The organism is Chryseobacterium gossypii, from assembly GCF_041361455.1.
Classification (GTDB): Bacteria; Bacteroidota; Bacteroidia; order Flavobacteriales; family Weeksellaceae; genus Chryseobacterium; species Chryseobacterium gossypii.
Genome location: NZ_JBGCUR010000029.1, coordinates 1 through 20,729 on the forward strand (window position 1 = coordinate 1; position 20,729 = coordinate 20,729).

Here is a 20,729-nt window from a genome sequence, read left to right on the forward strand (position 1 = left end):
TCTCAAGTTTTTAATAAAAAAGTCGGAAGAAAAAATCTTCCGACCACGACTACTCCACAGACAGCCTTTTTTATTTCATCGCATTCCAATCATATTGTTGTATTGGATTTTGTTGTACATTTATTCTGGCAAGTTTTAAAAATCTTACAAAATGGATTTTCTTAAAGATCACTCTATTCAAAATGAGCTGTTGCTGATATTTATTTCCGTACTTTTAGGTCTTCTGATCGGGGCAGAGCGTGAATACCGGAACAAATCGGCCGGACTTCGCACGTTTATCCTGGTATGTTTTGGAGCCTGTTTGTTTACCATTCTTTCCATCAAGATCGGGATCGATGATTCAGACCGTATAGCAGCCAATATCATTACCGGAATAGGCTTTCTTGGGGCCGGGGTTATTTTTAAGGGTGACAATAAGATTGACGGTATCACCACAGCTACCACCATTTGGGCAACGGCTTCCATCGGAATGGCCGTAGGTGGAGGATACGTTTACCTTTCTTTTTTGGGAACCGTTCTGGTGCTGATGGTTTTAAGTTTTCTTACCTATCTGGAAATGCTGATCGACAAGAATCATAAAATCATAGAATATAAGATCGGTTTGGCGAGTGCTGATGATATGGCCCATTGTGAGGAGATCTTCAGGAAGCATCATCTGAAATATACCGTTTCAAAACAACAATATGTACAGGGAAACATGACCACAACCTGGATCTTAACAGGTAAAAAGGAAAATCATCATTCTATGGTGCGTGAGCTGCAGGAAGACAGCAGAATAACTGCGTATCAATTTTAAAAAAAGAGACTGATAACAGCCTCTTTTTATTTCTTTTTGAAAATGTACAGGTCCTTATTGGGTCCGTCGATAGGCTGACCGCTTAGGTCTAACTGTGTAACTGTATTTTCTCCCACTTTATACATACGCTTTGTGTCTTTACCTTTCAGTGTTATTACGCTTCCGGCAGCATCCCATTCAAAAGTCCCCTGATCTTCATTCTTTACGTTCCTTTCCAGATATTCTTCCGTAATGGTAAAAGTTCTGTCTTTATTCAATACCAATATGGTTTTTATACCGGGACAATCCGCGCATGGAACTACAGCTTCATAAGTTCCGTACCAGTCTAATGAATTTTCTGTGGTGTGCGCGGCATCCGTATTCACCTTGGATGTATCCATAGGGGTCTGGATCGCCATCGGATCGGTTTTAGGATTAGGACTGACGTCTCCCGGCTTTTCTTTAGGGGAGCATGCAGCTAAAAAAAGAACCGCCGCGATACCCGAAATACACATTTTATTTTTCATACCATTTTATTTTTTAACTGGAAATTTAAATACAAGAATTAAACCAATCTAATGTGACTTATCTTGTTCCTTTATTCAGCTTACTTTCCGTAAATTCCCGGAATGTTAATTTTAATTTTTCTTCGTAAATTGGGGCAAAATTTTGATTATGATAAAAAAGGTACTTCTATCTGTATTCCTTTTGCCGGCTGCAATGGCTTTTGCACAGCAGTATGGGGGAATGTGGATCCCGACAGAACTCAATGAAAAGGAAATGAAAGATCTCGGCATGAAGATCTCTGCGAAAGATATCTTCAACCCTCAGAAGCCAAGTATAAAAGATGCCGTAGTACAGTTCAACGGTGGGTGCACCGCAGAAATCATCTCACCCAAAGGGCTTTTGCTAACCAACCACCATTGCGGGTATGGCCAGATCCAGGCACATTCAACCGTTCAGAATGATCTGCTTACCAATGGATTCTGGGCAAAAAATACCGGGGAAGAACTGCCCAACCTGGGAGTAACGGTGGATTTCATTGTAGACATCAAAGAAGTGACCAGCCAAATTTTGGAAGGAACAGATCATCTTACCGAGCCTGAACTTTCAAAAAAAATCAGCAACAATATTGAGATTTATAAAAACTCCCAAAAAACAGAGCCCTATCAGACCATTTCCGTTAAACCGATGTATTACGGAAATAAATATTATGCCTATACCATTGAAACATACAAAGACATTCGTCTGGTAGGTGCACCTCCGCAAAGTATCGGAAAGTTCGGTTCTGATACAGATAACTGGGTATGGCCAAGACATACGGGAGATTTCTCCATGTTCAGAATTTATGCCGATAAAAACAACAAGCCTGCGGAATATTCCAAGGATAATGTTCCTTATGTTCCTAAACACTATCTTCCGGTTTCCATCAAGGACAAAAATGAAAACGACTTCACTTTTGTATTCGGGTTTCCGGGCAGGACTACGGAGTACCTTCCGGCAGTTGCAGTGGAGAAGATCATGAAAGATACTGATCCTGCAAGAATTGCCGTAAGGGATGTCGCCTTAAAGACACTGGATGAAAAGATGCGTACCGATGATGCCACCCGTATCAAATACGCATCAAAATACGCTTCTGTTGCCAACTACTGGAAGAAATGGATCGGTGAGGTAGAGGGTCTGAAAAAGTCTAATGCCGTAGAGAAGAAAATAATGTACGAAGGCTCGCTGGTAGCTAAAAATCCTGAGATAAAGACAACATTGGATCAGCTAAACAAACTTTATAATGACCAGGCACCTTATGCATTAAATAATGCTTATTATACAGAAGTGATCAGAAATGCCGAAACTCTGACCCTGGCTAATCTGTTTTACAACTATATCACCTCAGTGGAAGCAGGCAGAATGGACGAGAAAGGCATTACAGCTTTTAAAAACAAACTGGCTTCTTTCTACAAAGATTACAGTCCGGAACTGGATGCCAGGGTAACCGGGAAATTGCTGGCTCTGTATGCCAATAAAACAGCTCCGCAGTTTTTACCTGCAGGATTTGACAAATATAAGAACGAGACCCAAAATCTTCAGACTATAGAAGAAATGTCTAAAAATTCCATTATTACCGGCAGATCTGAAGTGAACGGCGCCTCCCTCTCCAAAGATATTGACAAAGCGTTCTCCAACCAGGACAAGCTGATCAAAACATTAAAAAAAGACCCTGTTTATCAGCTTTATACTTCTATGAGGGATACATATATGAAAACGGCAGATCCTCAATTCACATCCCTTCAGGCTAAGATTGATGCTCTGCAGAAAACTTACATGGCCCAGCAAATGGCTACGGATAAAGACAGGAAGTTCTTTCCGGATGCCAATTCCACACTTCGTGTGACCTACGGAAAAGTGAAAGGTTCCTCTCCAAGAGATGCTGTTTCCTATCATTACCAGACCCACCTGGCCGGCGTCATGGAAAAATACATTCCGGGAGACTATGAATTTGATGTGCCTAAAAAACTGATCGACCTTTACAACAAAAAAGATTTCGGAATTTATAAAGATAAAACCGGTGATGTTCCGGTAGGATTTACAGCGACCAACCATACCACCGGAGGAAATTCAGGAAGCCCGGCCCTGGATGCTTATGGAAATCTGATAGGACTCAATTTCGACAGGCAATGGGAAGGTACCATGAGCGATATTAATTATGATCCGCGCTTCAGCCGGAACATCATGGTGGATACTAAGTATATCCTCTTCATCATTGATAAATATGCAGATTCCAAATGGCTGATCGACGAAATGAAAATCGTAAAATAACGTACAGAACAAAAATATAAGAGGCTGCCTTTTAGGCAGCCTCTCTTCTAATGTCCAAAAATTTCTTTTAAGCTTACTTCCCTGAAAGTTCCCATCTGCTTAACGGCATTCATATTCAGGTTCTCTTTCTTTCCGATAATTGCCGTATTAAAGCGTAACGGCTTGATCTCAGTATTATAAAACCGCTTCAAATCTTCAAATTTCAGGCTCCGGATCTGCTCATAGATATCCTTCCTGAAATCATGCTCTATACCTAATTTTTTCAGTCTTAATGTATTGAAAAATATATTGGTCCTGTTGATCCTGGTGGATGCGATCTGCTTTAGGGCAGCATTCCTGGCATTTTCAAACTGAATCGGGATTTCCTGCAGCTCATTCATCAGCTCCATCATCGTATCTACGGCGATCTGTAGCTTGTCCGGCTGTGTTCCGATATACGTAGTAATATAGTCCGGATGCCCGGATTCCGAATTGGCTGCATAAGAAACATATGCCGAATAAGCCAGGCTCTTGCTTTCACGGATTTCCTGAAAAACGATAGAAGACAAGCCTCTTCCGAAATACTCATTAAAAACATTGATCTTTCCGAAATTGGCCGTATTTACACGGTTTCCTCTTGCTATTTTACTCATCTCCATCTGCACCATATCATAATCCGTAAAATATACATTCCCATTGGTTTCCGGTTCCGGATATTGCTTAGGTTCCGGAATGCTGAGACTTTCGGCTTCAACATATTTTCCAATATATCCTTTGAAACTTTCAAAATCCTTTCCATAGAAAAATATCTGATAAGGATATCTGAACAGGCTCTTCATCCTTTCGGTAAACACTTCTACCCTGCTGCTTTCAAGCTCTTCTTTTGAAATAATGTCTGTAAAACGGGAAAATGCACCCAGTTTGGTATAATTGGTAAGAGCCGTCATGATACGGTTTTTATCCCTCTTCATGGCCGCGCGGTTTTCCAGTACGGTGCTTACAAACTGATTGTAGATCTCCTGATCGGGCTTTACATGATACATCCAGTGCTGAAGCAGCTCTATCCCCCTTTCGATATTTTCTTCAAGCCCGCTTAACGAGATCAGGAGCTGATCATTGGTGGTTTTAAAATCATTGCTCACTCCGATCTTGAAAAATTCTTTTTTCAGGTCTTCAGGGGAAAATCTTTCCGTACCGAGGTACTGAAGAACCTGAGTAGCTATCCCCAGATCCCTGTCATGATCACTTCCAAACGGAAAAACAAAATGAGCCTGGGCAATGTCATTGTACTTATTTTTAACAAAACTCAGCTTTTTATCCTTAACGGAATCTTTTATTATTTCTTTGTTATAATCAATGAATTGAGGCTGAATTTCTGTGGTTTTCTCAGACAATATCTGCTGTAAAAAATCAGATTGGGCCTCACGGTTGATTTTTACAGGGGTAATTCCCGGGTTTTCAACCCTTATCAATTTATCGTTAACGCCCTTTTCCTTATAGACGATGACATAGTTATCCTTAAAAAATTCTTTTGCAAACTCTGTTACCTCTTCTTTTGTAAACCGGGCATATACATCCATTTCATTCAGTTCCTCCTCCCATGTCCTGCCTTTGATATAAGTATCATAAAGATTGGTAGCCAATCCGTCAGCTGTTTCAAGCGTTTTCATTCTCTGAAGCCTGAAATCATTGATAATGGCAGGAAGCATCCAATCCGGAAAATCTCCGTTTTTTAGAAGCCTGATCTGCTCCAGAACCATATCCTTCGCCTCGTCCAGGGTCTGGTTTTCCTTGGGAATAGCCACAATGGAGAAGTAGCCATATTGCTTCAGGCCCACTGAAAAGGCTTGTGCCCAAAGCAACTTCTGGGTTTGATTGATATTGAGGTCCAGTAATCCGGCCTCTCCCCTGTTGCTCATGATATTAGCCACAATATCAGCCAGCATGGCTTCGCGGGTTCCGTAGCTGTCCGTTCTCCATGCCAGCTGTACTCTTGGAGTTGTAGGACTTTTTACCGTTCTTTTTACAATCTCAGTAATCGGAGGTTCTATAACCGGCGTTTTTACAGGAAGTTCCTTATAGGGAATCGTTCCGAAATAAGCATCCACCAGCTGAATGGTTTCTTCAAAATCAAGGTCTCCTACCAAGACCATGGCGTAATTATTGGGAACATAATATTCATCAAAATATTTATGGATTGCTTTCATTGAAGGGTTCTTCAGATGTTCCGGTTTTCCCAGGGTGGTCTGCTGGCCATTGGGGTGATTCGGAAAAAGAGCATCCATCAGCTCATAGCTTACCAGCCTCGTATCATTGTCCTGCGCCCTGTTGAACTCTTCATATACGGATTCCAGCTCTGTATGGAACAGACGTAAAACAATTTCAGAAAATCTTTCTTTTTCCGTTTTCAGCCATTTTTCAAGCTCATTGTTCGGAATATTGTTCTTATAGACCGTTTCATCAAACCATGTGTGCGCATTGGTTCCGGTAGCCCCAAGTGAAGAGATGATCTTATCATACTCATTGGCAATGGCATATTGGCTTGCTTCCTGGGATATCTCATCTATTTTCTTATAGATCTCCTTCTTCTTTCCGGGGTCCGTCTCTGCCTTATGCTGCTCATATAATTCTGAGATCTGATCCAGTAAAACCTTCTCTTTCTCCCAGTTCCGGGTTCCTATCTTTGATGTTCCTTTGAACATCATATGCTCCAGGTAATGGGCCAGGCCGGTGTTGTCGGCCGGGTCATTGTTGCTGCCTGTCCTTACCGGAATATAGGTCTGTATCCTCGGCGCATCAAAATTCTGGGCGAGAAAAACCTTCAGTCCGTTTTTAAGAGTATAGATCCTGACTTTGTTTTCGTCATTGGTAATGGTGATATATTCGTAATTGTTTTTGTCTGTATGAATCGTTTCCTTATATTTTTTTTCAGTCATATTAAGCTCATTTTCATTCTTATCATTCAGAATGCTTTACAAAAGTAGTGAATCGAACGGGAAGAGTCTCATATTTTTGTTATCATTAGATCTATAATGCAGATAGAATGAATTAAATTCCCCGATACTAATGATGAATACATCCCAATGAAATACACGGCAAAAAATAAAAAACGTTTGTTATTACTTTTTTATACCAAGTTTACTTAAGTTTGTACCAGTTTTCCAAAAATTGACGCTATGCCCGGAAACATTCTGATCATTGATGATGAGATCAAACTCCTGAAATTGCTGGGAATGATCCTTTCCCAGGAAGATTTTAAAGTAAAAGAAGCTTCAACCGCACGCTCAGCCATGACGATGCTTGAGCAGTATGATTTTGATGTCGTGCTAAGTGATGTGCGGCTCCCTGATGCCTTTGGAATTGATCTGGTAAAGTCCGTTAAATCCAAATACCCTTACCTGGAAATAATTTTAATGACCGCCTTCGGAAATATTACAGATGCGGTCCAGGCGATGAAAAACGGCGCCTATGATTACCTGGTAAAAGGTGACGACAATGAAAAGATTATTCCGCTGGTATATAAAGCATTAGAGAAAGTAAAGGATAATAAATCCGGCATCCTCAAAAAAAGTGAGGTTCTGAAAGGATTCAGCCAGATCATAGGAACATCCCCGGCTATTTTGCAGGCAAAAAAGCTGGCCGAAAAGGTTGCGTTGACAGATGCTACCGTTCTCCTTACAGGGGAAACCGGAACCGGAAAGGAAGTTTTTGCCAATGCCATCCATGAGGGAAGCGAAAGGAAGAAAAACAACTTTGTTGCAATCAACTGTTCTGCCTTTAGCAAAGACATCCTGGAAAGTGAGCTTTTCGGACATAAGCAAGGAGCCTTTACCGGAGCTGTAAAAGATAAAAAAGGCCTGGTGGAAGAAGCCAACGGCGGAACTTTATTCCTGGATGAGATCGGGGAAATGCCTCTTGAACTCCAGGCAAAGCTCCTGAGGGTTCTGGAAACCAAAGAATATATCAAAATGGGCGAGACGAAAGCATCCAGATCAGATTTCAGACTGATTGCCGCCACCAACAGAAACCTGGGGGATGAAATAAAGCAGGGAAGCTTCCGGGAAGACCTGTACTTCAGGCTCAATGTCTTTGAGATCACCCTGCCTCCGCTTCGGGAAAGGAAAGAAGACCTCAAAGCCCTGGCTAAAAACTTTATCGATACTTTTTGCCGGAAGCTGCATCTGACCTCCGTTCAGGTAAGCCCGGAATACTATAAAGCATTGGAGAAAAACGACTGGAAAGGTAATATCCGCGAGCTCAGAAATACGGTTGAAAGAAGTCTTATCCTGATGGACAACAACACCCTGAATGCAGAAAGCCTTCCCTGTTATTCCGAAAGAGACACCGCTGAAAAAGAAGATTCTTTAAGCATAAAATCCTTAGAAAAAGAGCATATCCAGAAAGTTCTGAAATACACCAGGGGTAATAAAGCTGAAGCAGCAAGACTTTTGGAGATCGGTATTGCCACACTCTACCGCAAACTGGAAGAATATGAGCTGAGATGAATTGTAAGCCGGGGCATAAGCTATAAGCAGCCATTATTGCCTTAGCTTAATTAGAGCCTATCATTTTAATAAAAAAGCCTATCAAAATGATAGGCTTTTTTGGTTTATAAACATTGTAAAAAAAACATAATCCATTGTATAAAAACCACTTACACCATATCCAGGTAAAACGGAACTTCTTTTGGCATTCTACATTCATAATAAAATACTTTAAAAATGACAATTTCAAGAAAAACATTCAGAAAACGGAAGCACTCAGCATGGAGCTCGCTGATAGTAGCCTGTGTAATTTTTACCCTATTAACCTTAATTATATCGATATGATGCTCGTTGCTTTAATCTTATTATGCGCAGTGATGTTTTGGATATTATATAAATCCGTTGATTTCTTTGATAAAATATAAATTATGTGGAGTTTATTTTTCCTTTCGATATTGGCCTTTGTGTACATCTGTTATGTTTTAATGAAACCTGAAAAATTTTAACAAAAAACATGAATACAGAGATCTTAGGTATAATAATAATGTTTGCGATCACATTGGTTATTGGTATTTTCCTTGGAAAATATATTGCCGGTGTCTATGGCTATAAAAAGACTTTCTTAGATAAGGTCTTCCAGCCCGTTGAAAATTTGATCCATAAAATTTCAGGCATCAATCCGAATAGGCAGATGACCTGGAAGCAGAATATGCTGGCCATGTTAACCATCAACCTGGTCTGGCTTATCATCGGCTTTTTTGTCTTATTGAATCAATCATGGCTTCCTCTCAACCCTGACGGGAACCCGGATATGTCTCCTGACCTTGCCTTTAATACGGCAATATCCTTCCTGGTAAATTGCAATCTGCAACATTACTCAGGCGAAACCGGAGTCAGCTATCTGAGTCAGCTTTATCTGATGTTTTTGCAGTTTGTAACCGCGGCTACCGGAATGGCTGCAATGGCTGTCCTTTTTAAGGCCTTTAAAGATAAGACCACCACGGAACTGGGCAACTTCTACGATTTCTTTACCCGATCCGTAATCAGAATTCTGGTGCCGTTGAGTATTGCCATCGCATGGATCCTTTCCGCGAACGGAAGCCCGATGACCTTTGAAGGCAAGGATCATATCATCACTCTGGAAGGACAAAAAACCGATGTTTCCAGGGGGCCGGCAGCGGCATTCATTGCCATTAAACACCTAGGAACCAACGGAGGTGGATTTTTCGGGGCAAATTCAGCGCATCCGCTTGAGAACCCCAATTACATGACCAATATGACCGAGATGATCGCTCAGATGATAATTCCTTTTGCCCTGGTTTTTGCGCTTGGGTTTTATTTGAACAAAAGAAAGCTTTCATGGACAATTTTTACCGTTATGACAGTCGGTTTCCTGGCTTTAACGATTCCCAATATCATTAACGAAACCGGCGGAAATCCATTGATCACACAAATGGGAGCCGATCCGCATTCCGGAGCCATGGAGGGAAAAGAGGTCCGCCTGGGCAGTGCTGCCTCAGCTTATTGGAGCATTGCAACAACCGTGATCTCAACAGGTTCCGTAAATGCCATGCATGACAGCACAATGCCACTTTCGGGAATGAACGAGCTTCTCGCCATGATGATCAACTGTTTTTACGGCGGCTGCGGTGTCGGGATCCTGAATTACTTCATCTTCATCATTCTTGCCGTATTCATCAGCGGTCTGATGGTGGGAAGAACACCTGAGTTCTTGGGCAAAAAAATTGAGGCCAGAGAAATGAAAATCGCCATGATCGTGGCATTATTCCATCCATTCTTAATTCTTGTAGGAACCGCTTTAACGGCTTATCTGCCGGAATTTGGAACAAAAACGCTGAATAATCCCGGTTTTCATGGTTTCAGCGAAATGTTATATGAATTTACGTCCTCTTCTGCCAACAACGGTTCGGGATTTGAAGGATTGGGCGATAATACCCCGTGGTGGAATATTTCCACGGGAATCGTTCTGCTGCTATCAAGATTCATTCCGATCATCGGGCCGGTAGCAATTGCGGGATTATTGGCCCGGAAAAAGTATATCCCTGAAAGCGCCGGAACATTGAAAACGGATACGGCAACTTTCGGATTCATGACATTCGCCGTGATCCTTTTGATTGCTGCATTATCTTTCTTCCCTGCCCTTACCTTAGGACCGATCGCAGAACAGCTTCAATATTTTTCAAAATAATCAATAATTAAGAACCAGGAATAGACCATTAAGCAATTAAACCAGGATAACCGTCTTACCTTTCATACTCATAGTCATCCATTTTCAACTTCTTCAGGTTTGATCAGGCTTAATGGTTAACATTGGTTTACAATGATATAATTCTTCAAAAAATGAAAAATCAATCACCAACATTGTTTCAGAAAGATCTCGTCGGCGAAGCCATCAGACAGTCTTTCGTCAAGCTGAATCCGAAAATCATGTTTAGAAATCCTGTCATGTTCCTGGTGGAAATCGGAACTATAGTCATGTTAGCCGTAAGCTTGTTCAGCCTCACAGGTGACCGGTCGCAAGGCGGCTTCACTTACAATTTCCTGGTATTCATCATATTATTCTTCACGGTCCTGTTTGCCAACTTTGCCGAGGCTATTGCCGAAGCCCGGGGAAAAGCCCAGGCGGATACTTTAAGAAGAACCCGCGAGGAGACTCCGGCCAGGCTGGTCATAGAGAACAGGCCGGGATTCCAGGTGGAAACCACCTTAAAAAGGTCTGCTGATATGAAGCTTGGAGATGTTTTCCTTTGCGAAGCAGGCGACCAGATTCCGATGGACGGTGAGATCATCGAAGGATTGGCCACCATCGATGAATCTGCCATTACCGGTGAGAGCGCACCTGTGATCAGAGAGGCAGGAGGTGATAAAAGCTCTGTGACCGGTGGTACAAAGGTTCTTTCCGACAGGATAAAAGTACGGGTAACCACAAAGCCGGGAGAATCATTTCTGGATAAGATGATTGCCCTGGTAGAAGGGGCATCAAGGCAAAAAACACCGAACGAGATTGCACTGACCATACTTTTGGCAGGGTTTACACTTACATTCATAATCGTTACGGTCACTTTAAAACCTTTTGCAGATTATGCGCAGACCCCGATCACTATCGCCGCATTGATCTCACTTTTCGTTTGCTTGATCCCTACAACCATCGGTGGTCTGCTCTCTGCAATCGGTATCGCGGGAATGGACAGGGCTCTGAGGGCCAATGTAATTACCAAAAGCGGCAAAGCAGTAGAAACTGCGGGAGATATTGATGTTCTGCTTCTTGACAAAACAGGAACCATCACCATAGGAAACCGTAAGGCAACTCAGTTTCATCCTGCTGATAATATCCGGCCCGATGATTTTATCAGAGCTGCGGCACTGAGCTCTGTAGCTGATGAAACCCCGGAGGGAAGATCAATTATAGAACTGAGCGGATTGAAGCATGATGATTTGCTTGTGACCAACCCTGTTTATATCGGGTTTACAGCTGAAACAAGAACTTCGGGCATTGATTTTGAAAACACAAGAATCAGGAAAGGTGCCTATGATACGATAAAAAAAATAATCGAAAAGGCCGGGAATACTTTTCCTCAGGAGACTCAGAATACCGTAACGAAGATCGCTGAAAACGGCGGAACTCCACTGGTAGTTTCCGTGAATGAAAAGGTATGGGGAGTGATCGAGCTTCAGGATATCATTAAAACCGGAATCCAGGAACGTTTCCAAAGGCTGAGAAAAATGGGTGTAAAAACCGTGATGGTAACAGGAGATAATCCTTTAACAGCAAAATTTATTGCTGAAAAAGCGGGGGTAGATGATTTTATCGCTGAAGCCAGACCTGAAGACAAAATGAATTACATCAAAAAAGAACAGCAGGAGGGAAAGCTGGTGGCCATGATGGGGGATGGAACCAATGATGCTCCCGCCCTCGCCCAGGCTGATGTAGGTGTTGCCATGAACAGCGGAACCCAGGCAGCAAAAGAGGCCGGAAATATGGTGGACCTGGATAATGATCCCACCAAACTTATAGAGATCGTAGAAATCGGAAAACAGCTGCTGATGACCCGGGGAACACTCACCACTTTCAGCATAGCAAATGATGTAGCCAAATATTTCGCGATTATTCCCGCCCTGTTCATCACTTTCATCCCGGCCCTTCAAAAACTGAATATTATGCATCTCCATAGCCCGGAATCTGCAATTTTATCCGCCATTATCTTTAATGCCATCATTATTCCTATCCTCATCCCACTGGCTCTCAAAGGTGTAGCCTACAAGCCGATCGGTGCCAGCGCCTTATTGAGAAGAAATCTTTTGATCTATGGGTTGGGCGGCATTATCGCACCATTTATCGGGATCAAAGCAATCGATCTGGTCATCAGTTTATTCCTTTAAAAAAATAAATAATCAAAATGAGAAAACATATTTTACCGGCATTGAAGCTTAGTCTTGTCATGCTTGCCATAGTAGGGATCTATCTTGGGATCGTCTACACAGGTTCTAAAATTTTACCCACACAGGGAAATGGGGGGATCATCAACTATCAAGGAAAGAAATTTTACGCCAATATCGGGCAGGATTTCAAATCTCCGGAATATTTTCATGGCCGTCCGTCCGCAGTAGATTATAATGCATCCGGGAGCGCCGGAAGCAACAAAGGGCCAAGCAACGAAGAATATCTGAAAACTGTGAGGAAAAGGATTGATACTCTAAGAAGGCAAAATCCTGAAATGCAAAATAAAAAGATCCCTGCAGAGCTGATAACGGCAAGCGGAAGCGGCCTGGATCCTGACATTTCACCGGAAGGAGCTTTATACCAGGCCAAAAGAGTAGCTAAAGCAAGAAAGCTTTCTTTAGAAAAAATTGAAAATCTTATTGAAAACCAAACGGAAAGACCACTTTTCGGGCCAGCCAGAGTGAATGTTTTAAAACTGAATATTGCACTTGATGAATTAAAATAAATATTTCAGCTTTAATCTTTGACTAGGCAGCCTTTAAATAAGTTTAACCGACCTTTACATCATCCAATGAAAAAATATATCATAACAAGCCTGTTGGTGGGAATATTTTTCCCTAAAGCACAATCATCCGATTCGTTGAAAGCGGATAACAAAATCACCTTTTCAGCGTACGCGGACCTGTTTTATACCTATGACCTCAATGAACCGCCCAACCACATCAGGCAGAACTTTTTATATTCCTACAACCGGCATAACGAACTTAACTTAAATCTCGGGTTTCTGAAAGCAGCCTATCAGAATGATCGTTTCAGAGCTAACCTGGCACTAATGGCAGGAACTTATGCCCAGGATAACCTGGCTGCAGAACAGGACGCCCTGCGGTATATCAATGAAGCCAATATTGGAATAAGAATTTCAAAAACAAAAAATGTATGGATCGATGCCGGGATCATGCCTTCTCATATCGGTTGGGAAAGTGCCATCGGAAAGGATAACATTAACCTTACAAGAAGCCTCGCTGCGGAAAATTCACCTTATTTCGAGACCGGAGCCAGGATCTCCTACACTTCTGATAACGGAAAATGGTTCTTAAGCGGGCTGATTCTAAACGGGTGGCAAAGAATCGCCAAAACAGAAGGAAATCAAACCATATCCTTCGGACATCAGATAACTTATAAGCCGAATGATAAGGTGACCCTGAACAGCAGCTCATTCATCGGGAACGATAATGCCAAAGACGAGAAAAAAATGCGCTATTTTCATGATCTATACGGAAGTTTTCAGCTGACGGAAAGGTTTTCAGCATTGCTTGGCTTCGATATCGGAACGCAGCAAAGGGAAAAAGGAAGTGAAAGCTATAATATATGGTATTCCCCCAATATCCTGATGAAATATCAATGGAATGACAAGTGGGCTCTGGCAGGAAGACTGGAATATTATAACGATAAGAACGGAGTGATCATCAATACCGGGACGGAAAATGGCTTCCGGACTTTCGGGTACTCCTTAAATATAGACTATGCTATTTTAAAGAACGTGGTCTTTCGTACCGAGGCAAGAGGATTTGCTTCCAAAGATGCCATTTTTATGAGAAATGATGAGTTTAAAAAAGGTAACTTTTTTATCACATCGAGTCTTTCAGCCTGGTTTTGATGGTGAAGCGGAATGAATGCCTGCAGTATCCTTCAGACTGCCATATTGTGATTAAAAATTAAAGAATAAAATCAATGTCATCGGCAAAAGACTTTTTAGAACTGATTCAGAAATCCCGGAAGGGCAAGTTTAAAATCTACATCGGTATGAGCGCGGGTGTCGGAAAAACTTTCCGTATGCTTCAGGAAGCCCATTCGCTCTTACGGAACGGCATTGATGTGAAAATCGGCTATATTGAGACCCACGGGCGAGAGGAAACCCAGGCTTTGGCAGAAGGGATCCCGGAGATTACAAGAAGGTCTGTCTTTTATAAGGGGAAAGGCCTTGAGGAAATGGACCTTCACGCGATCATCCAAGAGCATCCGGAAGTGGTGCTGGTGGATGAGCTGGCCCACACCAATGTAGAAGGTTCTAAAAATAAAAAAAGATGGCAGGATGTACTGGAGATTCTTGATAACGGCATCAATGTGATCAGTGCCATGAATATCCAGCATATAGAAAGCCTGAACGAGGAGGTAAAAAAAATCACGGGGGTTGAGGTCTCGGAACGGGTGCCCGATAAGATCCTTGCCCTGGCGGATGAAGTGGTCAATATTGATCTAACGGCTGATGAGCTTCTTACAAGGCTTAAGGAGGGAAAGATCTACAAAAGGGAAAAAATTCAGACCGCTTTGAATAATTTTTTTCAGAGCGGCCATATACTGCAACTCCGCGAACTGGCTTTAAAAGAGGTAGCCACCCATGTCGAAAGAAAGGTAGAAACCGAAATCAAAACCGAAAACTTCAAGCCGGTCAAATTTCTGGCCTGTATCAGCAGCAATGAGAAGGTTGCCAAAAATATCATCAGGAAAACGGCCAGGCTTGCCAGCTATTACAACAGCCCCTGGACGGTTCTGTATATTCAGAGACCATCGGAAAGCCTTGAAAAAATTGCCCTGGACAAGCAACGGTATTTGATTAATAATTTTAACTTAGCACAGGAATTGGGCGCGAGAGTGGTAAGGATAAAAGGTAACAGTATCCATCAAGGCATTCTGGATTATGTGACCGAACATAATATAACGACAGTATGCATTGGGAAACCTCACCCTAAATTCTGGCAAAGGCTCTCGGGATACAGCTGGGTTTATACCTTAATGAACCGGCTGAACGAACAACAGACCGACATCATTATTTTATCTTAAGGACAATGAAGCTTAAAACTAAACTCACACTAGGCGTAGGTCTTTTATTCCTGCTGATCGTTTTGCTTTCGGTGATGGGCTCCGTATACATCAACAAACTGAAAACCGATACCGAAAAAATACTCACCGCCAACTACAACAGTATAGAGTTTTCCAAGAATATGCTGCTGGCTTTAGACAGGATCAGTACAGACAGGGCCATTGCCATACAGGACTTCAGAAAAAACAATGCCCTTCAGGAAAAAAACCTCACCGAGTTTGGCGAAAAGGAAGCTACGCAGAACCTCAGCCTGCACTTCAACGACTACCTGAAAAATCCCGGTCCGGAAAAGGAAAAGCTTATTCGTGAAGATCTGGTAAGAATCATGACCCTGAACATGAAAGGCATTGAAAGGAAAAGCGATATTGCCATCATTACTGCCGAAAATGCCACTTTTTGGATAGTAAGCCTGGGAACGGTTTGTTTCCTGATCGCTTTTGTTTTATTGTTCAACCTTCCCCAGACCATTGCAGAGCCCATCAGCCAGCTCACGTTCAGCATCAAGCAGATCGCCAATAAGAATTACAATGAAAGGGTACATTTCAAAGGGAGCGAAGAGTTCAGTGATCTAGCAGAGTCTTTCAATATCATGGCTGAAAAGCTTCAGGAATATGAAAGCAGCACCCTGTCTAAACAGCTGATGGACAAAAAGCGGATTGAGACGCTCGTAAATAACATGCATGATGCCGTTATTGGCCTCGATGAAAATTACTTCATCTACATGATCAATGATGAAGCCCTGAAGATCACCAATCTACACAAAGAAGAAATTATAGGGAAAACCGCCCATGAAGTGGCTGTAAATAATGATCTGATGAGGGAGCTCCTTAAAAATATCGACTTTCCTGCCAAAGAACCGATCAAAATAGTTTCAGATAATAAAGAAAATTATTTTGAGCAGGAAATCATCCCTATCAATATTGTGAAGACGGGAGAAAAAGAAAGGAAAAACATCGGAAAAGTCATTCTTTTGCGTAACATTACCCCTTTCAAGGAGCTGGATTTTGCAAAGACGAATTTTATTGCAACAATTTCTCATGAGCTGAAAACACCGATTTCGGCGATAAAGATGGGCGTCCAGCTGTTGGGGAACCAGAAGTTCGGGGAACTGAATGAACAGCAGAAGGAGCTTCTGAAAAGCATTAACGAAGACGGCCAGCGCCTTTTGGATATTACTGCGGAACTGCTTAATCTTTCCCAGGTGGAAACCGGGAATATCCGTCTGCATATTGAGCAATGCTCACCTAAAGAAATAGTAAGGACAGCGATAAAGAACATTGAAAAACTGGCAGAGCAGAAGAATATTTCCATTACTGCCCGGTATCTGTCAGATGATGATCTTGTTTGGGCCGATTTTGATAAAACGGTCTGGGTGATGAACAATTTCCTGAGCAATGCGATAAAGTATTCTTTTCAGGATGAAAATATAGATGTCACAGCAGAAAGATCAGATTCCCATATGAAGTTCAGCATCACGGATACCGGAAAAGGGATAGAGGAAAAATACCATCGGCAGATCTTCGACCGTTATTTCCAGGTGCCCGGTGATCATCAGAACGGCACGGGCTTAGGCCTGGCCATTTCCAAAAACTTCATTGAAAAACAGCACGGCGAAATCGGGGTGATAAGCTCACCAAACCAGGGAAGCACTTTTTATTTTAAACTGCCGTTGGTTCAGAAAACAGTTCCTTAATTTTTCGGCCACGATTTATATTTCACGATCTATATACGTCTAATGAAAAGTATTAAGTCACCGATAATCCGGAACGTCTTTTAGGAATTGAAGGATCCATCTATTGAATTTACAGGAAACTGATGATATGTTATAAACCGGAAGCCATTCTTTCCGCTTAGCGACTGCTTGCACCGCTATTCTCTCATGCTTCATTTTTTTAAAAAGATATTGCATATTTTCAAAATTTATATTTACTTTGCAATTCAAAGTACTTTTAAACACAACTTTAAAAACGCAATATCATGACACAAACCGTTAAGACTTCATCTTTGATCAGGAAAGTGTTGCTGGGTGCCATCACGGGCCTCCTTATCATTTCCTTTTTTATATTCACTGTTGAACATCCCAAACCGGAATGGGGAAAATTATGGATGATCAGACCTTTGGTTATAACTCCTCTGGCCGGAGCATTTGGCGGACTGTTAATTTATTCCCCTGCCTTACTGAACCCTGACAGCCGGTGGAAAAGGATCACAGCATCCATTCTGAGCTTTATAGCATTTATCATTACCCTATGGTTAGGGATTGTCCTGGGGCTGGACGGAACTTTATGGAATTAACCATAGCTAAATTATATTGACAGCCAGGCGGATGAAATAAATTTCATCCGCTTCATTTTTTTCTGATAAAATGATTAAATTCGGGAAAATATTAAACAGTATGAAACCGGAGCGAAATAAATACTTAGTGCTCAATTATATTTTCGTCATTTCCCTTGTTATCTTATTTCTAAATGACCACTTTTTTAAATACCAATTTTCAAATGGTTTCACAGGAAAGCTCTCGGATATGGCCGGGATTATCATTTTACCTTTACTTCTAAGCTATATTTTCCCAAAGCTTAAATCGCATTCCATATGGATAAGTGCTTTATTGTTTTCATTCTGGAAATCGCAATACTCTGAAGGATTGATTGATCTTTATAACCGCTTTGCCCTGATACAGATAACGAGAATAGTTGATTATTCTGATCTGCTGGTTCTGTTCATGTTACCTGTTCCTTATTTTCTCATCAAAAGGATAAATGAACTCAACCTTTTAAAGATCCGCACTGTTCAGCCATTTTTCATTCTGTTTCCTACAACTTTTGTACTTATGGCCACTTCACCTCCTCCGAGCTTTCAGTATACCCATACAAAGGGAAATCTAAGTTGTACCAAGTGCCATATTACCGTTGCTCTCACCCAAAAAGAAATTGTTGAAAAGCTAAAGCAGAACAATATTGTCTTTGACACGATCTATCCCATGTCTGAACGCACCTACCAGCGATATCCCGAATTCAGAAAAAACGATATCCATTTCTACCGGATCGATGAATTTGTGATTGATAAGGATACCCTGAGAAATGTAGATTTCGCCATGAGGAGTATCGGTGAAAAAAGAACCAAATTTTATTTTAACGGAATGCAGACCTCAAAAAAGCTCCACCCTTTAAAACTCTTCAATAAAGTCCGCAATAATTATAAAAAGATGGTTTTCAAAGAACTGAAAACCGCTTTAAAGAACTAAAAGATGAAGCCCGTATTTTTTAATAATCCTGAAGAATTCAGAAACTGGCTGGAAAAAAATCATTTAACAGAAAAAGAGTTGTTGGTAGGCTTTTATAAGGTGGGTACCCTAAAGCCTTCAATGAGCTGGTCAGAATCTGTAGATCAGGCCCTGTGTTTCGGCTGGATCGACGGGGTGAGGAAGTCTATCGATGAAGAAAGCTATAGCATCCGTTTTACTCCCAGAAAGCCGACAAGCACCTGGAGTACCATTAATATCAGAAAGGTTGAAGAGCTCACTAAGGCCGGACTTATGAAACCCGCAGGCCTGAAAGCCTTTGAATTGAGAAAAGAGGAAAAATCGGGAATTTATTCCCACGAAAAAGAAACAGCGAAGCTGGATCCGCAATATGAAAAACAATTCAAAACCCACAAAAAAGCATGGGAATTTTTCACCAGCCAGGCACCATCCTATAAAAAAGTAATGACCCACTGGGTCATGAGCGCCAAGCAGGAAAAAACAAGACTCTCCAGACTGGAAAAAATAATACAGGCAAGTGAACAGCAGAGAAGGATCATACAATAGTTAGTAGTCAACAGATAAAACAGATCGTAATGCACAAATATTCTCATTATTTTATTTTATGGGTTCTTTTGATGATGATTTCGGGCTGTGCAGGCAGAACATTAACCCAGAATGATCACCGGAGAAAGAACTTTAAACAGGAAGTTCTGGCGATCAGGCATGTCAATATCATCCCTATGACTGCCACCGGAGGAATACTCTTTAATTCAACAGTCATTATTGAAAAGGGGAAAATCATATCCATCAACGGACCTGTTCCCGGTAATGCCAAGACTATCAATGGCCGGGGAAAATGGCTGATCCCGGGTCTTATAGATATGCACGTTCATATACCTACTGATATAAGCTTCCGTCCGGCATCCCCTACAAAAGGAGCTACACTTTTTTTTGATACCCAGGACATTATGACTCCTTTCATTGCCAATGGCGTTACTACAGTATTCGACCTGAACTCAAAGGCCGAGCATTTCGGCCAAAGAAATGAGATTGCCAAAGGAAATGTCATTGGCCCACGCATGGCCCTGGCTGCATTGATCAACGGCGGAGAGGAATCCGGAAGAGTGGCCAATACTCCATCTGAAGGGCGACAGACGGTTCGTATCATCAAAGCGGAAGGATATGAATTTGTCAAAGTATATTCAGGGCTCAATATTGAAACTTTTCAGGCCATCACAGATGAAGCCCGTAAGCAGGGACTGAAAGTTATAGGCCATATCCCTGATGCTTTTAAGGGTAAACTGGAGCAGGCGTTTGTACCTAATTTCGGAATGGTAGCCCATGCCGAGGAGTTCTCTAAGCAGGCACATGATTTCAGCGATGAGGAAGCCAGACGTTTTGCCCGGCTTTCAAAACAAAACGGGACATGGCTGACACCTACCCTGACAACTATGGTCTGGATTGCCAGCCAGGCCCGGTCCCTCGATGAGCTGCGTGCATCACCTACTCTTCAGTATGTGCATCCTCTTCTGCAAAGCAAATGGCTTACTGCCAATAATTATAATAAAAATACCACTCCTCGCCGTGTAAATTATTTTGAAAGCATGGTAAAGTTCCATAACCGTCTTGTAAGGGCGTTTAAAGAAGCCGGCGTACCCATTGTTGCCGGTACAGATACGGGAGTTTCCGGAGTTGTAGCAGGGTTTTCCCTTCATGATGAGCTGGGGCTTCTGGTGAATGCCGGATTAACCCCGGAAGAAGCCCTGACTTCCGCCACCCGCCTGCCGGCCATATGGCTCGGGATTGACAAAGAAATCGGAACGATAGAGGCCGGAAAATCCGCGGATTTGGTTTTACTGAGCGATAATCCTCTTACTGATATAAAAAACACCCGCAAAATCGCCGGTGTTTGTATCAATGGCCGGTGGATTGACAAATCAAAAATCGAAGCCATGCTTTCCGACCTGTCCCGACGAAATAACGCGATGAAACCAAACTACGACTGGAGCAAAAGAAAGGAGTATTAAGATATCATTCAATAACTGTACAGGAATTTATTTCCCGTAAAGCCCCAATAAAAGCCTCCCGCC

Annotated in this window: 15 protein-coding genes; 13 read left to right on the forward strand and 2 right to left on the reverse strand. The window is 42.0% G+C overall.

Annotation, left to right across the window (positions count from 1 at the left end):
• Positions 1-151 precede the first annotated feature (151 nt).
• Positions 152-796: an MgtC/SapB family protein gene (locus ABMQ40_RS13905; protein ID WP_370900631.1), complete on the forward strand. Its 645-nt coding sequence runs from the start codon at positions 152-154 to the stop codon at positions 794-796.
• Positions 797-822: 26 nt separating this feature from the next.
• Here ABMQ40_RS13905 and ABMQ40_RS13910 read toward each other — a convergent pair whose 3' ends face one another.
• Entirely contained in the window at positions 823-1,302 is a 480-nt protein-coding gene (locus tag ABMQ40_RS13910; RefSeq protein ID WP_370900633.1) for a copper resistance protein NlpE, read from the reverse strand.
• Positions 1,303-1,450: 148 nt separating this feature from the next.
• Here ABMQ40_RS13910 and ABMQ40_RS13915 point away from each other — a divergent pair, with 148 nt between their 5' ends.
• Entirely contained in the window at positions 1,451-3,589 is a 2,139-nt protein-coding gene (locus ABMQ40_RS13915; RefSeq protein ID WP_370900635.1) for a S46 family peptidase, read from the forward strand.
• A gap of 47 nt (positions 3,590-3,636) precedes the next feature.
• On the opposite strand, the gene ABMQ40_RS13920 is transcribed toward ABMQ40_RS13915, so the two are convergent.
• Positions 3,637-6,504: a M16 family metallopeptidase gene (locus ABMQ40_RS13920; RefSeq protein ID WP_370900637.1), complete on the reverse strand. Its 2,868-nt coding sequence runs from the start codon at positions 6,502-6,504 to the stop codon at positions 3,637-3,639.
• A gap of 240 nt (positions 6,505-6,744) precedes the next feature.
• Here ABMQ40_RS13920 and ABMQ40_RS13925 point away from each other — a divergent pair, with 240 nt between their 5' ends.
• The 11 genes from ABMQ40_RS13925 to ABMQ40_RS13975 all read left to right on the forward strand — a co-directional run bounded on the left by ABMQ40_RS13925 (position 6,745) and on the right by ABMQ40_RS13975 (position 20,666).
• Positions 6,745-8,073, forward strand: coding sequence for a sigma-54-dependent transcriptional regulator (locus tag ABMQ40_RS13925; protein WP_370900639.1), 1,329 nt, complete (start codon positions 6,745-6,747; stop codon positions 8,071-8,073).
• A gap of 493 nt (positions 8,074-8,566) precedes the next feature.
• On the forward strand, positions 8,567-10,261 hold the full coding sequence (gene kdpA / locus ABMQ40_RS13930; RefSeq protein ID WP_370900641.1) for a potassium-transporting ATPase subunit KdpA: 1,695 nt from the start codon (positions 8,567-8,569) through the stop codon (positions 10,259-10,261).
• Positions 10,262-10,413: 152 nt separating this feature from the next.
• Positions 10,414-12,453, forward strand: a complete 2,040-nt coding sequence (gene kdpB / locus ABMQ40_RS13935) for a potassium-transporting ATPase subunit KdpB (RefSeq protein WP_370900643.1) — start codon at positions 10,414-10,416, stop codon at positions 12,451-12,453.
• A 17-nt stretch (positions 12,454-12,470) separates the two neighbouring features.
• Positions 12,471-13,019 (forward strand): potassium-transporting ATPase subunit KdpC, encoded by a 549-nt coding sequence (kdpC, locus tag ABMQ40_RS13940; protein ID WP_370900645.1) that lies wholly within the window; start codon positions 12,471-12,473, stop codon positions 13,017-13,019.
• 66 nt (positions 13,020-13,085) lie between these two features.
• Positions 13,086-14,171: a porin gene (locus tag ABMQ40_RS13945; RefSeq protein WP_370900647.1), complete on the forward strand. Its 1,086-nt coding sequence runs from the start codon at positions 13,086-13,088 to the stop codon at positions 14,169-14,171.
• 74 nt (positions 14,172-14,245) lie between these two features.
• Positions 14,246-15,355 carry a sensor protein KdpD gene (locus tag ABMQ40_RS13950; RefSeq protein ID WP_370900649.1) on the forward strand — a complete coding sequence of 370 codons (1,110 nt, stop codon included), beginning with the start codon at positions 14,246-14,248 and terminating at the stop codon, positions 15,353-15,355.
• Between the two features lie 5 nt (positions 15,356-15,360).
• Positions 15,361-17,088 (forward strand): sensor histidine kinase, encoded by a 1,728-nt coding sequence (locus ABMQ40_RS13955; RefSeq protein WP_370900651.1) that lies wholly within the window; start codon positions 15,361-15,363, stop codon positions 17,086-17,088.
• Between the two features lie 284 nt (positions 17,089-17,372).
• Entirely contained in the window at positions 17,373-17,690 is a 318-nt protein-coding gene (locus tag ABMQ40_RS13960; protein ID WP_370900653.1) for a potassium transporter KefB, read from the forward strand.
• 100 nt (positions 17,691-17,790) lie between these two features.
• On the forward strand, positions 17,791-18,639 hold the full coding sequence (locus ABMQ40_RS13965; protein WP_370900655.1) for a hypothetical protein: 849 nt from the start codon (positions 17,791-17,793) through the stop codon (positions 18,637-18,639).
• A 3-nt stretch (positions 18,640-18,642) separates the two neighbouring features.
• Complete coding sequence (locus ABMQ40_RS13970) at positions 18,643-19,203, forward strand: YdeI/OmpD-associated family protein (protein ID WP_370900657.1); 561 nt, start codon at positions 18,643-18,645, stop codon at positions 19,201-19,203.
• Between the two features lie 29 nt (positions 19,204-19,232).
• Positions 19,233-20,666: an amidohydrolase family protein gene (locus ABMQ40_RS13975; protein ID WP_370900659.1), complete on the forward strand. Its 1,434-nt coding sequence runs from the start codon at positions 19,233-19,235 to the stop codon at positions 20,664-20,666.
• The last annotated feature ends 63 nt before the right edge of the window (positions 20,667-20,729 follow it).

Excerpts from the sequence above, each read along its gene's own strand:
- ABMQ40_RS13905 (WP_370900631.1), top strand. The coding sequence starts at position 152 with ATGGATTTTCTTAAAGATCACTCTATTCAAAATGAGCTGTTGCTGATA.
- ABMQ40_RS13975 (WP_370900659.1), top strand. The coding sequence starts at position 19,233 with ATGCACAAATATTCTCATTATTTTATTTTATGGGTTCTTTTGATGATG.
- kdpC (WP_370900645.1), top strand. The coding sequence starts at position 12,471 with ATGAGAAAACATATTTTACCGGCATTGAAGCTTAGTCTTGTCATGCTT.
- kdpB (WP_370900643.1), top strand. The coding sequence starts at position 10,414 with ATGAAAAATCAATCACCAACATTGTTTCAGAAAGATCTCGTCGGCGAA.
- ABMQ40_RS13925 (WP_370900639.1), top strand. The coding sequence starts at position 6,745 with ATGCCCGGAAACATTCTGATCATTGATGATGAGATCAAACTCCTGAAA.
- ABMQ40_RS13920 (WP_370900637.1), bottom strand. The coding sequence starts at position 6,504 with ATGACTGAAAAAAAATATAAGGAAACGATTCATACAGACAAAAACAAT.
- ABMQ40_RS13955 (WP_370900651.1), top strand. The coding sequence starts at position 15,361 with ATGAAGCTTAAAACTAAACTCACACTAGGCGTAGGTCTTTTATTCCTG.
- ABMQ40_RS13965 (WP_370900655.1), top strand. The coding sequence starts at position 17,791 with ATGAAACCGGAGCGAAATAAATACTTAGTGCTCAATTATATTTTCGTC.
- ABMQ40_RS13950 (WP_370900649.1), top strand. The coding sequence starts at position 14,246 with ATGTCATCGGCAAAAGACTTTTTAGAACTGATTCAGAAATCCCGGAAG.
- kdpA (WP_370900641.1), top strand. The coding sequence starts at position 8,567 with ATGAATACAGAGATCTTAGGTATAATAATAATGTTTGCGATCACATTG.
- ABMQ40_RS13915 (WP_370900635.1), top strand. The coding sequence starts at position 1,451 with ATGATAAAAAAGGTACTTCTATCTGTATTCCTTTTGCCGGCTGCAATG.
- ABMQ40_RS13960 (WP_370900653.1), top strand. The coding sequence starts at position 17,373 with ATGACACAAACCGTTAAGACTTCATCTTTGATCAGGAAAGTGTTGCTG.
- ABMQ40_RS13910 (WP_370900633.1), bottom strand. The coding sequence starts at position 1,302 with ATGAAAAATAAAATGTGTATTTCGGGTATCGCGGCGGTTCTTTTTTTA.
- ABMQ40_RS13945 (WP_370900647.1), top strand. The coding sequence starts at position 13,086 with ATGAAAAAATATATCATAACAAGCCTGTTGGTGGGAATATTTTTCCCT.
- ABMQ40_RS13970 (WP_370900657.1), top strand. The coding sequence starts at position 18,643 with ATGAAGCCCGTATTTTTTAATAATCCTGAAGAATTCAGAAACTGGCTG.